At 69.9% G+C, this 13568-nt stretch carries 9 protein-coding genes; 8 read left to right on the top strand and 1 reads right to left on the bottom strand.

The features are described from left to right. Positions 1-407 precede the first annotated feature (407 nt). The 5 genes from BL254_RS10210 to BL254_RS10190 all read left to right on the top strand — a co-directional run bounded on the left by BL254_RS10210 (position 408) and on the right by BL254_RS10190 (position 8346). The gene (locus tag BL254_RS10210) at positions 408-2789 is read left to right on the top strand and encodes a glycosyltransferase family 2 protein (RefSeq protein WP_254857994.1); all 2382 of its coding nucleotides are present in this window, start codon (positions 408-410) and stop codon (positions 2787-2789) included. Next, positions 2786-4381, top strand: a complete 1596-nt coding sequence (locus BL254_RS10205) for a kelch motif-containing protein (RefSeq protein WP_175648339.1) — start codon at positions 2786-2788, stop codon at positions 4379-4381. Before BL254_RS10210 ends, BL254_RS10205 begins: the two co-directional genes overlap by 4 nt. A 12-nt stretch (positions 4382-4393) precedes the next feature. Further along, on the top strand, positions 4394-5518 hold the full coding sequence (locus tag BL254_RS10200; RefSeq protein WP_076843176.1) for a glycoside hydrolase family 6 protein: 1125 nt from the start codon (positions 4394-4396) through the stop codon (positions 5516-5518). A gap of 760 nt (positions 5519-6278) precedes the next feature. Next, entirely contained in the window at positions 6279-7466 is a 1188-nt protein-coding gene (locus BL254_RS10195) for a glycoside hydrolase family 6 protein (protein ID WP_254857991.1), read from the top strand. Between the two features lie 187 nt (positions 7467-7653). Next, positions 7654-8346: an SCO family protein gene (locus tag BL254_RS10190; RefSeq protein ID WP_047224942.1), complete on the top strand. Its 693-nt coding sequence runs from the start codon at positions 7654-7656 to the stop codon at positions 8344-8346. 104 nt (positions 8347-8450) lie between these two features. Here BL254_RS10190 and BL254_RS10185 read toward each other — a convergent pair whose 3' ends face one another. Beyond that, positions 8451-9293, bottom strand: a complete 843-nt coding sequence (locus BL254_RS10185; protein WP_076843174.1) for an NAD(P)-dependent oxidoreductase — start codon at positions 9291-9293, stop codon at positions 8451-8453. 278 nt (positions 9294-9571) lie between these two features. On the opposite strand from BL254_RS10185, the gene BL254_RS10180 reads away from it, so the two are divergent. The 3 genes from BL254_RS10180 (at position 9572) to BL254_RS10170 (ending at position 13421) form a co-directional block, all read left to right on the top strand. Continuing rightward, positions 9572-10447: a MoxR family ATPase gene (locus BL254_RS10180; RefSeq protein ID WP_047224943.1), complete on the top strand. Its 876-nt coding sequence runs from the start codon at positions 9572-9574 to the stop codon at positions 10445-10447. Positions 10448-10520: 73 nt separating this feature from the next. Continuing rightward, entirely contained in the window at positions 10521-11954 is a 1434-nt protein-coding gene (locus BL254_RS10175) for a VWA domain-containing protein (protein ID WP_047224944.1), read from the top strand. Positions 11955-12557: 603 nt separating this feature from the next. After that, positions 12558-13421 (top strand): DUF4349 domain-containing protein, encoded by an 864-nt coding sequence (locus BL254_RS10170; RefSeq protein WP_217699259.1) that lies wholly within the window; start codon positions 12558-12560, stop codon positions 13419-13421. The last annotated feature ends 147 nt before the right edge of the window (positions 13422-13568 follow it).

Below are 13568 nucleotides of genomic sequence, written 5' to 3'. Positions count from 1 at the left end.
GGGAGCGGTGTTCCGCGGCCTCCATAGCACCTTGACGGCATGACGTCCTTGGTAGATCGCAACCAGCACGGATCGATCCGGGCATGGCGCCAGCGGCACGCGGTTGACGCCCGGCCCCGCCCGGGTCTGCGGACCGCTGGCCGTGAACGTGCCGACGACGGATGAATACCTGGCACCCATCCCTGTCCCGACGTGGACCGGTTCACCGATCTGCATGCGACGTGTGATCTGCATGCGACGTATGTCGTGGCGCTGACCGCAACCCGCGGGTGGCACGAGTCCTTGGAAGAGAATTGGCCTACGACTACACCTCCTTCTCGAAGCTCGCGGGTCCGCTTACCCTTCCGCCTGCTGACACAGAGTATCGCGTTGCCTACCGTAAGGTGATGGTAGGGCGGGAGCTCTGGATGGTGCTGCCGCTGTTGATAGCCACCGTCGGGTTGTCGTCGCTGTTCTTCGTCTGGCTGGTGCAGCCGGGCCACTTCCCCAAGAGCAGGTACCTGCCGACGCCGGTGCGCATCGGCAACCTGGTCATGTTCTGGACGATCGTCGTCTCCGAGGGCATCCGGTTACTTAATTCGATCACTCTTTGCTGGGCCGCCTACATCATGCGCAACCCGGTGCCGGTCCGGCCGCCGGCAGGCCTGCGGATCGCGTTCACGACCACCATCGTCCCGTCGAAGGAGCCGCTGGACGTCGTACGCGACACCCTGATCGCGGCCCGGCAGATCCGTTACGGCACACCCATCGACATCTGGCTGCTCGACGAGGGGAACGACCCGACGGTCCGCCAGATGTGCAAGGACCTCGGGGTCAACCATTTCAGCCGCAAAGGGATCGAAAGGTGGAACCAGCCGAAAGGGAGGTTCCGGGCCAAGACGAAGCACGGCAACCACAACTCCTGGCTGGACGCCCACGGCGCCTCCTATGACGTCGTGCTGTCGGTCGACCCCGACCACATTCCGCTGCCGAACTTCGCCTCGCGCATGCTCGGTTACTTTCGCGACCCCGATGTCGCCTTTGTCGTGGGGCCACAGGTCTACGGGAACTTCCACAGCTTCCTGACCCGGGGCGCGGAAGCGCAGAACTACATGTTCCACTCGGTCATCCAGCGGGCCGCGAACCGGTTCGACTGCGGGATGTTCGTCGGCACGAACCACGCCTACCGGGTGTCGGCATGGCGACAGATCGGTGGGTTCCAGGATTCGATCACCGAGGATTTGGCCACCTCTTTTGCTGTACACGGAGAGCATCAGCCTACCTCCGGACGGCACTGGAAGTYGGTGTACACGCCGGACGTCGTAGCGGTTGGCGAGGGGCCGGCTACCTGGACCGACTTCTTCAGTCAGCAGTTGCGGTGGGCTCGTGGCTCCAACGAGGTCATGGTCACCGAGTCGGTACGCCGGCTGCGGAAGCTGCCGTGGGGACACCGCCTGCACTACTCCACCCTGATGTTGCACTATCCGACCGTCGCCCTCACCTGGCTGATGGGAATGATGCTCACGGTCAGCTACATGGCCCTGGGGTCAACCGGGGTGACCGTGCAGATATCGTCCTGGATGGCGCTCTACATCGACGTGGCCGTGACCAGGCTGCTGCTCTACATCTGGCTGCGACGGTTCAACATCAGCCCGCATGAGGAGAAGGGCACTGCCGGCATCTCCGGAATCTTCGTCTCCATGCTGTGCACGCCGTTCTACTCGACCGCCTTCGTCGGCGCGCTGTTACGGCGTCCGCTTGGTTTCGTGGTCACGCCCAAGGGGCAGAGCGCAAGCCCCGACCGGCTCCTGACCTTCCGTAAGCACATCTTCTGGGCGACGATATCCGGGCTCTCCGTCGCCGCCGCGGTCGGCTTCGGCCATGTGTATCCGGCGAACATGGTCTGGGCGGCGTTATCGTTGATCATCTGTCTGCTCCCCATCTTCATGTGGTGGGGGTCCCTGATCGCCGGCCGGCTGCGTTCCGCCGGCGAGCCCGGCCTGCTACCGGCAGTGGCGTCCGAGCAGTCGGGCGTACCCCACCAGGCGACGGCATCCGAAGCCCCGGTGAGCGCCTCCGCGGCAACCAGAACAGCGGTGCCCGAGACCACGGTGGTCATCGCCACGGCGGCATCGTCGTCCGCCACGGCGGAAAAAGCACCGTCCACGACGCCAGAAAAGTCAGCGCCGGAAAAAGCGGCGCCGGGAAGACCGAAAAAAGCGACTCCAGGGAGATCCGCGCCCGCGATCGCGCCAGCCGCCGCCTCCTCGGGGTATGTCGAGGAGGCCACGAAGGTGCTCACGCGGCCGGCCGCGCTGTCGGCGCCCGCGTCCGGCGGGTGGCACGAGGAGGTCACCCAGACGACAGCCGTGCCGGCGCTGTCGGCGCCCACGTCTGGTGGGCGGCGCGAGGAGGTCACCCAGACGACGGTTGTGCCGGCGCTGTCGGCCTCCGCGCCCGGCGGATACCGCGAAGAGGCCACCCAGACGATCATCCTGCCTGCGGTGCTGCCCTCGCTCAGGCCGAGCGGCTACTCCGAGGAGACCACGCAGAAACTGATCCGGCCCACGCACGGATCCGGATCGGGGAAGCCGGGGAAACCGGGGAAACCGGCCCGCCGCGCCCAGGACGGTGCCGCGCGCGGGGGGCGGCCCGCGGCCGCGCTGGTGGTCTCGGCCGAGCAGTCGGCGGCGGGAGGCTCCGCCCGTGGGCGCCCGGGACCGGGYACCTACACAGAGGAGGCCACGATGAAACTCATGCCACGCCGTCGCCGTGTTTCCGGTGACGGACTGCTCGAGGAACTGACATGATGGTTTCCTCCCAGAAACGCCGGGTGCGCCGACGGCGGCTGGTTCAGCTCAGTGTGCTGCTTGCTCTGATCATTGCCGGGAATGGCCCGTTCGCCGCGTCGTGGGCCAGTGAGCAGTACGCCGAATGGCAGTCCAACCAGCCGGACTACATGCGTACCCGCGGGCACTGGGACATCGTCGCCGACAACGGCACCCGGTCCATTCACGCGGCTCTGCTGCGTACCGGCAAGGTCCTGCTCATGGCCGGTTCCGGCAACGACCAGGCCAATTTCGACGCGGGGAATTTCACCACCGCGCTGTGGGATCCGGTCGCGAACACCTTCACCGACGTCTACACGCCATGGGACGTCTTCTGCGCGGGGCACGCCTTCCTCCCCAACGGCAACCTGCTGATCGCCGGGGGGACGAAGAAGTACGAGATCCTGGCGGCGGACTCGCCCGACKGCAAGAAGCACGAGTACCAGGGGTTGAAGGACTCCTACATCTTCAACCCGGACACCGAGCGGTACGAGAAGACCGCTGACCTGGTCCACGCGCGCTGGTATCCGACCCTGGTGACCCTCGCCGACGGCACGGTGGTGTCRGTCTCCGGTCTCGACGAGAACGGCGACATCGACCAGGGCAACACCGAACTGTTCAGCCCGGCCACCAGGACGTGGCAGGACAGCCACTACCTGAAGAAGATCTTCCCCACCTACCCGTCCCTGCTGCTCGCCGCGGACGGCCGGCTGTTCTTCTCCGGCGCCAACGCCGGTTACGGCCCGGCGGAGGTCGCCGACCGCCAGCCCGGCCTGTGGAACCTGGCGGACAACTCCTTCCAGCCGGTCAACGGTCTGCCCGAACCGGAGATCAACGAGACGGCCGGGACGATCCTGCTCGCGCCGGCACAGGACCAGAAGGTGATGTTCATTGCCGGCGGCGGCGTCGGTGACACCCAGGCCGCGAGTGCCCGGACCGCCATCGTCGACCTGTCCGCGCCCGAGCCCGCCTATGTCAGCGGCCCGAACCTGACGCTGGCCAAACGGTATCCCGGAGCTGTCGTCCTGCCCGACGACACGGTGCTGGTCTCCGGGGGTTCCAGCGGCTATCGGGCCAAGGACTCCCTGACCGCTGAGATCTACCATCCGGACACCAACAGCTTCACCCCGGCGGCCGATCCACACGTCGGCCGTGACTACCACTCCGAGTACCTGCTGCTGCCGGACGGGCGGGTGGCGGTCTTCGGCTCCAACCCGTTGAGCGACGACAACTTCTTCGAGACCCGGGTCGAGGTGTACTCCCCGCCCTACCTCTACAAGGGCGAGCGCCCGGTGGTCTCCGAGGCGCCGACCGAGATCACCCGGGGCGCCGCCATCACCGTGAAGTCGTCCCAGCCAGCGTCGAAGGTGCGTCTGATCCGACCGGGTGCCTACACCCATGTCACCGACACCGAGCAACGCTCCGTGGCACTGCCGATCACCCAACAGACAGGAGGCAGCGTCACACTGGAGGTCCCCGAGAACCCCAACCTGCTTCCGTCAGACTGGTACATGCTTTTTGTGACCAACGACGAGGGTGTTCCCTCCGTTGCCACCTGGGTTCATGTTGGATGAGGAGGGCTTGTATTGATCTCCAGGTTGGTCCGCTGTGTCACGAGGGAGCGGGGGCCGGGAGCTGACCGGTCGCGGCGCGCTGCCCGGGTCAGGGTCACCGCGGTCGCCGGCGCCATCTCGGTGCTGTCCGCGTGCGGTGGCTCGGACGGGCCGGACTCGCCCCCGGCCACGACCTCCGCGCTGACCGCGGTCGGCCCGCAGTGCCCCGCCGGGGACCCCGCCGGCCACGGCGCGGTGGAGGGGCCAGGCCCGCGAGGCCCGGTGCCCCGGGCACCGTTCCTCGTCGACCCCAACAGCCAGCCGGCTCAGGTGGCGCGCCAGAACCCGGCGGCTGGGACGGCCGCCGCGACGATCGCGACCAGACCGTTGGCCTACCCGGTCGGGGACTGGCTGGGCGAYAGCGTCCAGGCCCAGGTGGCGGCACGCGCGGCCGAGGCGGAACGCACCGGCAGCACCGCTGTCTTCATGGTCTACGCGATCCCGCACCGTGACGTCAGCGCGGGCTTCTCCGCCGGAGGTCTGCCCGACGCGGGCTCCTACCGGGCCTTCACCAGGAAGGTCGCGGCGGGCATCGGCCACCGCAACGCCGTCATCGTCCTGGAGCCCGACTCGTTGGCGCAGCTGGACCACCTGGGGCACRCCGAGCAGGAGGAGCGCTACCAGCTGCTCAACGACGCCGTCGACGTCTACGGTGGGCTTTCCGGCACCAGCGTGTACCTGGACGGGGCCAACTGCGGGTGGACGGACGCACCGGTCATCGCCGACCGCCTGGAGCGGGCGGGCGTACAGCGGGCCCGCGGGTTTGCCGTCAACGTGTCGAACTACTACCACACCCAGGACGAGGTGGCCCGCGCCGACGTGATCTCGGGGCTGACCGGCGGCAGCCATTTCGTGGTCGACACCTCACGCAACGGCCGCGGCCCGGCCAGTGGCGACCTGAAGGACGCCTGGTGCAACCCGCCGGGGCGGGGGCTGGGCATCACGCCGACGACCGACACCGGCAACCCGCGCGCGGACGCCTTTCTCTGGATCAAGGTGCCAGGAGCCAGCGACGGGGAGTGCGGCCGGAACAACCCTTCAGCCGGTACCTGGTGGCCGGCCCAGGCCGACGAACTCGTCCGTAACGCCACGTCCTGAGCGGGACCTTTGCTGCCCTGGGGGCAGCGGTCCGCCGTACCCCGGCTGTTCCCGGACCCGTCCGCGGCGGTACTCCCGGCGCCGGCGCGGCCGGTCCGGGATGAGCCAGCTCATGGACGGAATCGGTGTGACCGTGCGCCGCGTGCCGTTTCGTGAGGCGCCGGGGAATCGGCCTGCCGCTGGCCGGGCGCATTGGTTCCGGCGTGCCGGCCGCCCGTTCTGGCGTGATTCAGTGGATTGTGTTCCCGGCCGGGAGCGCTCCCGGCGCCCGGCCGTCGCGAAACAGAACAACGCCTTCATGCCGGGCCTTCATGCCGGGCCTTCATACCGGGCCCGCATACCGGGCCCGCATACCGGTTCGCCCCGCTCGGGCGGGTGGTGACCGGGCCGCGCCTCGGGCATACGCTCGCCGCCGGCGGGATTCTCCCGTCCGCCACGTCTGCGGAATCACAACGAAAAGACAACGTCGATTGTTTTTCCGGCAACCGGAGGTAGTCGTCGACGGTCGTTGTCGTCATCCTGCCGGCATCCTGCCGGCATGGTTCCGGCGTAAGCGTGACGGCGGGCGCCGGCCTGTGTCGGCTTTCCGCGTCGTCGGCGCGGCCGCTGCTAAACTGCCGGTACGGACAGGGGGGTGAGCAAGAAAGCCAGCGCATCCAACCGCCCGTTCGGAGGTCGTGTGTCGACAGAGGTGCATGGAAGGCCCGGACGCCGGGCCGCCCGCCATGCGCATCGTCCGAAATCCCGCCGGCCGCGATGGATGTGGTTGGTGCCGGTCGTCGTCGCCGCCGTATTCGCGGGTTTCGGTTGTGTACGGGTGGTGTTCCCCGAGGCCTCTCCGGCCTCGTCCTCGGTGGACGTGGTGATTCCGCGTCCGGTYGGTACGGTGGCCGCCGGGCCGCTGACCGCTGTTGCCTCGCTTCTCGGCTCGTTGGCCCCGGCGCCGGCACAGACCCCTGCCGCGCCAGTCGCGCAACCCACGCATCCCGCCGGGCACACCGAGGCCCCCGCCGCGCGGCCGCTGCCGGCACAGTCGCCAGCGGCACCGGCAACGGCCAGCGGCAATCCGTTCGCCGGGAGCAGGTTCTACGTCGATCCCGACAGCGAGGCCGTGGCCGCGGTCGCCCGGCTGCGTAACAGCGCGCCCGCGGACGCCGCCGCGCTGAGCCGGATAGCGAACACCTCGCACGCCGACTGGTTCGGCGGTGACACCGCGAACCCGGACGCCGTGCGGACCAGGGTCGCCGGGCGCGTGAACGAGATCCGGGCGGCCGGCGCGCTGCCGGTACTGGTCGCCTACGCGATCCCCAACCGTGACTGCGGCAGCTACTCCGCTGGCGGAGCCGGTAGCCCGGATTCCTACCGGGCGTGGATCGCCGCTTTCGCCGCCGGTATCGRCCGGGGCCCGGCCGCGGTCATCCTCGAGCCCGACGCGATCGCCCAGACCGACTGCCTGTCCGCGGCCGACCGCCAGACCCGGTACTCGCTGCTGAGCAACGCGGTGGACGTGCTGGCCCGCGCTGGCGTGGCCGTCTATCTCGATGCCGGGAACGCCACCTGGCACAGCGCCGCCGACACCGCCGCGAGGCTGCGCGCCGCCGGCGTCGACCGGGCCCGCGGCTTCGCCCTGAACGTCTCGAACTTCGACGAGACGGCGGACGAGCGTGCCTATGCCGCCGCGGTGTCCGCGGCGCTGGGTGGCACCGCCCACGCCGTCATCGACACCAGCCGCAACGGGCTCGGCCCGGCCCCCGGCAACGTCTGGTGCAATCCGCCGGGCCGGGCGCTGGGCGCCGCGCCGACCAGTAACGTAGGTGATCCGATCGTCGACGCGTATTTGTGGATCAAGGTTCCCGGGGAGTCGGACGGGACGTGCAACGGCGGGCCCGGTGCCGGCCAGTGGTGGCTCGACTACGCGCTGGGCCTGGCCGCCCGCGCCGCCGGCTGACCAGCCACCCGCCGGCGCCGTGGCCCACTGTGCCGCCGGCGCCATACCGGCCGGCATCACCGCGGCCGGCGCTGTGGCTGGGAGGGTGGCTGACAGCACCTGGCTGGCACCGTGCCACCGGCCGGCGTGGTGAGCCGTGCTGTCGTGGGGGCGACGCTCGCGTCGCAGGTGGGTGCATTGTTGACGGGTGAACTCCCACCGGTTCCGATCCCGGACACTGCGGCCCCGGACGCTCGCGGCCGCGTTCCTCGCCGGCATCCTGCTCGCCGTGCTGGTCACCAGCTGCGGTTCCTCGGGAACGGCCGGCCAGCGGGGCAACGGGCTGGTGCACCTTGACGATCTCCCGGGTGCCGCGGGTGTGCGCGGGGTGGCCTTACAGCAGCCACTGAGCAAGCCGGACATCCGGCTGACCGGCACGGACGGGCGTCCCTACGACTTCCGGGCGGCCACCGCCGGCCGGCTCACCCTGCTGTTCTTCGGGTACACCCACTGCCCGGACATCTGCCCGACCACCATGGCGGACATCGCCGCCGCGCTGAGCACGTTGCCGCCAGCGGACCGCGCCCAGGTGTCCGTGGTGTTCGTCACGTCCGACCCGCAACGGGACACCCCGGCGGCCCTGGGCAGCTGGCTGGCCCAGTTCGACCCGTCGTTCGTCGGGCTGACCGGCCCGTTCGAGACGATCGCCGGTTACGCCGAGCAGCTTGGCGTCACGCTTGAGCGGCCACAGCGGCAGCCCGACGGGTCAGTGACCGTTTCGCACGGCACGCAGGTGACGGCCTTCAGTCCGAACGGGACCGCCCGTGTCGCGTACCTCGCCGGCACCAAGGTCGCCGACTATGCCCACGACATCCCGCTGCTGATCGCCGGCCGTACCTGACCTCCCGACACCGGCCGGCGGCCGTCCACGCGCTGGTCAGGCCATGGCCCTGGCCGACACGTGGCCCTGGTCAGGCCGCGCTGGCGGCCAGGCCGGGGTGGAGGTCAGGTCGCGGTGTAGTAGGCGGCGAGGCTGGCGAAGTCCTCCTTGCCGTGCCCCGCGTCGGAGGCCTCCGTGGCCAGCGCCAGGGTGGTCGTGGCCATCGGCAGCGGTCGGCGGRCCGAGCCGGTGGCGATCCGCAGATCCTTGATCAGACCGTCGAGGGTGAACGTGGCGGGCTGGAAGTCGTTGTCGGCGAGCATCGACTGCTTGTAGTTCAGGATGAACCCCAGCGCGCCGCCGGCGAGTTCGGAGCGCAGCAGGTCACGGTCGACACCCAGGTCCGATCCGAGCCGCAGCGCCTCGCCGAGCGCTCCGGTGGCCAGCGCCAGGCCCAGGTTCACGACGGCCTTCAACGCCGTGGCGGCGCCGACACCGCCGACGTGCCGGGTGGTGCCGAACCGGGACAGCAGTTCCTCGGCGGCGGCCGCGTCCTGTCCGCTCGCGCCGACCAGCACGCGCAGGGTGGCGTCCCGGGCCGGTTCGATCGTCCCGACCACGGGTGCCTCCACGTAGCGCAGCCCGGCCGTGGCGGCCACCCGCCCGAGATCCCGCCCGGTCGCGGGCGCGATCGTCGTCGTGTTGATCACGAGGGTGCGCGCGGGCGCGCCGGCGACCACGTCGCTGAACACCTGGCGGGCGGAGGCGTCGTCGAAGAGCATCAGCACGACCGCGTCGGCGCCGGCCACCGCGTCCCGTACGGAGGCGGCCTCGCGCGCGCCCGCGGCCACCAGCTCCCGGGCCCGGCCCGGTGTCCGGTTCCAGATCGTCAGTTGGTGGCCGGCCTCGATGACGTGGCGGGCCATCTCCCGTCCCATCCGTCCCATGCCGAGAAAAGCGACGTTCATGGTTCTGCCTCCCCCTACGTGTTGCCCCGTGGGCCTGTGGGCCGAAGCCGGTGCGACGACGTTTCTTCCGCGTCGAGGTTCCCGCTGGAGCCCCCCGGATCCACCGGTGCCGGGAAGCCGCTGTCACCGGATCGCCGGGTTTGCCGGCTTTCAGGTCCTCTCCGCTCATGAGAGTGTGGACCTGAACGCACGCGGTGGCACGCAGGGGCCGTGCGGTCGCGTCGGGCAGCCCATCGCTGGCACTATGGACGAGGGGCTGAATCACACAAGAGGTGTATATGCCGCTACAGCAGCACGCTTTCGCCGATGTGGCGGATGTTCACGACCGGCTGCGAGCGGCCGGCTACCTGGCGGATCATGCCATAGCGACGACGGTTTTCCTCGCGGACCGGCTCCGCAAGCCGCTGCTTGTCGAAGGGCCGGCCGGCGTGGGCAAGACCGAGCTCGCCAAGGCCCTCGCGTCCGCGACCGGCGCCGAACTGATCCGTCTGCAGTGCTACGAAGGGCTGGACGAGGCCCGGGCGCTGTACGAGTGGAACTACAAAAAGCAGCTTCTGCGTATCCAGGCCGGTCGCGACGAGGCATGGGACGAAACCCATGACGACATCTTCAGCGACGAGTTCCTGCTGTCCCGGCCGTTGCTGACCGCGATCCGGCGCACCGATCCGACCGTGCTGCTCATCGACGAGACCGACAAGGCCGACGTCGAGGTCGAGGGCCTGCTGCTGGAGGTGCTCTCCGACTTTCAGGTGACCATCCCCGAGCTGGGTACGATCGTCGCCCGCCAGCGTCCGTTCGTGGTGCTGACCAGCAACGCGACCCGGGAGCTGTCCGAGGCGCTCAAGCGTCGCTGCCTGTACCTGCACCTGGGCTACCCGTCCCCGGCGCGGGAGAAGGAGATCGTCCTCGCCTGCGTGCCGGAGCTGCCMGAGCAACTGGCCGAGGCGATCGTCGGCACCATCCGGGCGCTGCGCGCGATGGAGCTGAAGAAGGTCCCGTCGATCGCCGAGACGATCGACTGGGCGCGGACGGTCCTGGCGCTGGGGATCGACACCTTCGACGAGGAGGCTGTGGCGTCCACCCTGGGTGTCGTTCTCAAACACGTAAGTGATCAGGCGCGAGCCATCGGCCAGCTCAAACTCAGCTCGAACTGATCATGTCTGATCTGGGTTGGCATAACATAGAGTGTTATTTCGTAGCACGGCGTGACTCGATGGGATGTCCGGGATGAGTCTGCTGGACCGTACGGTGGTGTTCACCGCCGCGCTGCGACAGGCGGGGATGGCGGTGAGCAGTGCCGAGACCGTGGATGCCGTCCGCGCGCTCACGGCCGTCGGGCCGCTCGACAGGGAGGCGCTGCGCGCCGGGTTCGCGGCGACGATGTGCAAACGTCCGACCAACCGGGTGACCTTCGACACGCTGTTCGATCTCTACTTCCCGCCGGTGATCGGTGACGGGCTGTCCGTAGATGATTTCCTGGCTGGCGAGGACGGCACACCGGGAACGGCAACGGATCCGGGCCAACCGGGCAGTGCTGCCGACAACGATCATGCTCTTGAGCTGTTGCGCCAGGCCCTGCGCGGGGAACTGCTGGACGTCCTGCTGCGCGGGGACGACGAGGAGCTGCGTCGCCTCGCCCGCGAGGCCGTGACCAGGTTCGGGTCGGCGCCGGGCGCGCCCGGTCGGCACTCCTGGTTCGCCTACCGGGCCCTGCGGGCGCTGTCCCCGGACACCCTCGTCGCCGACCTGCTGAGCGCGATGCTCGGCGACCAGGATGCCGGCGGCCTCGCCGAACGGGTCGCCCGGCAGACAATCATGGAGCGTATCCGCACTTTCGAGGAGATGGTCGCCAGCGAGGTGCGCCGCCGGCTCGCCGAGGAACGCGGGGCCGACGCGGTCGCACGGACCGCGGTCAAGCCCCTGGCCGAGCAGGTCGACTTTTTGCGCGCCTCCCAGCGGGACCTGGCGGAGCTGCGCCGCCTGGTCCACCCGCTCGCCCGCAGGCTCGCGACCAGGCTGACCGCGCGTCGCCGCCTCGGACGCTCCGGCCGGCTCGACTTCCGCCGCACGGTGCGCTCCTCGCTGGCCACCGGCGGGGTGCCGATGGAGACCCATCACCGGCCGCACAAGCCGCACAAGCCCGAGCTCGTCGTGCTGTGCGACGTCTCCGGGTCAGTGGCGTCCTTCGCGTACTTCACGCTGTTGCTGACGCATGCGCTGCGGGAGCAGTTCGCCCGGGTCCGGGCGTTCGCGTTCATCGACACCACCGACGAGATCACCCGTTTCCTGCGGGGCGCCGACCTCGGCGACATGATGGCGCGGATAGCCAACGGAGCCGATCTGGTGTGGTTCGACGGGCACAGCGACTACGGGCACGCCTTCGAGGTGTTCGCCGACCGGTATCCGGACGCGGTCGGCCCGAAGACCTCCCTGCTCGTGCTCGGGGACGCCCGCAACAACTACCGCGCGACCGCCGCGCCGGTGTTCGGGAAGCTGTGCGCGCAGGCCCGGCACGCCTACTGGCTCAACCCCGAACCGCGTACCTACTGGGGTTCGGGGGACTCGGCCACCCGCGCCTACGCCGACCTGGTCGACGAGATGGTCGAGTGCCGCAACGTCGAGCAGCTCCAGTCCTTCATCGAACGCCTCCTGCCCTCCTGAGCCGATCGTCTCCACCCTGGCGGACGTTTCACGACGTGACCGGAAAACCGGGGTGAACCGAAACGGCCGAGCGGGCGTCCAACCTTCCAGGAGTTGGCAGCGCGAGAGCTGACACCCGACGGAAGGGTGGCCACCGGGATGGTCAGAACAGGTTCGAACGTCCGGGATCCCGACAGCGCCCCGGCGGCGCCCGCGACGGCGGCGCCACCGCCAGGAGGGACATCGACGGCGGTGGCGGAGCCACCGGTCTCGGCGTCGGCGGCTGCTGCGGACCGGCGTGATGGTGCCGCGACGGCCACGGGAGGCACGGCAGCCAGAGAAACCACGGCGGCTGGCGGAGACGCTGGCGGAGGCGCGGCGGTCACGGGAGCGCTGGCAGGCGTGAGGGCCGCGGTCACACGCGGCACCTTCAGGTGGCGTCTGATCGGCGTGGCGGTTGTTGTCGGGGTTGTTGCCGTTGCCGGCGGTGTTGTCGCGATCGGCAGCTGGTCGGATACGTCCGGGTCGTCGTCGAGTGTCCCGCTGCCGGCCATTGACATGCCGGCGTCACAGCCGGGGTCGTCCGCCGTGGGCGGCGACGGGCAGGCTCCGAGCGATTCACGGATGGTGGCTCCGGGAGAGCCGGCGGCGCCGTCCGCTCCCCTGGCCGGCGACGCACGCGCGGCCGAGTCCGGCGCCGGGTCCGGCGTCGCAGCCGGCTCCGTGCCGACGGCGCGGGCGGCCGATCCGGCCCGGCCGGCCGGAGCCGAGCCACGGATCGTCCGGACCGGCTCGATGTCACTACAGGTGCGGCCAGGCGGCGTCGACGCGGCGGTCGCCGCCGTCTCGACGGCGGCACAGGGGCTGGGCGGCTATCTCGCCTCGCTGGACAGCAGCGGCACCTCGGCCACCTCTGATGACGACCAGCAGCGCGCGACCGTCTCCCTGCGGGTGCCGACCAGGTCGTTCGACGACCTGCGCGGCCAGGTGGGGAAGACCGGCGAGGTCCGGGCGTCAACCGTCTCCTCACAGGATGTCACCGGCGAGTATGTGGATCTTGAGGCTCGGCTGAAGGCGCTGAGCAGCTCGCGCGACACCTACCTGGCCCTGCTGGGCAAGGCCGACTCGATCGGGGAGATCCTCTCCGTCCAGCAGCGGATCGACGACGTGCAGGCGCGGATCGAACAGCTCGAAGGGCAGCGCCAGGTGCTGGCCGACGCCAGCGACCTGGCAACCCTCACGGTACGGATCAGCGAGCAGGGAACGCCCACGACCAGGCCGGACCCGGATGACGACGAGGGCCTGGTCGGGGCGCTGCGACTGTCCTGGGACCGTTTCACCGGCGGGGTAGCCGTGCTCGTCGGTCTGATCGGGCCGATCGTCCTGATCGCGCTGCTGGCCGGGGCCGGTTTCGGCGGCTACCGCCTCCTGCGGCGGATCCGCAACCGCACCCGGACGCCCACCGCCCCGGGCGCACCGACGCCGTAGGCCACGACACCGTAAGCCAACTGTCGCAGGACAACCGACGTCACACCGAGGACGTCACACCAGGAGACAGAAAGAAGCCGGAACCTGTGGCTCCGCAGCGTCGCCAGGCGGCGCCAACAAACAGGGGCCGGGAATACAGGGGCAATC

It is taken from the genome of Protofrankia sp. BMG5.30 (assembly GCF_001983005.1).
GTDB lineage: Bacteria > Actinomycetota > Actinomycetes > Frankiales > Frankiaceae > Protofrankia > Protofrankia coriariae.
Note: the sequence above shows the minus strand (reverse complement) of the source record. Positions and strands in the feature narration are given on the sequence as shown.

Coding starts and splice junctions, on each gene's coding strand:
- BL254_RS10175 (WP_047224944.1), top strand. CDS start 10,521: ATGAGTCTGCTGGACCGTACGGTGGTGTTCACCGCCGCGCTGCGACAG.
- BL254_RS10170 (WP_217699259.1), top strand. CDS start 12,558: ATGGTGGCTCCGGGAGAGCCGGCGGCGCCGTCCGCTCCCCTGGCCGGC.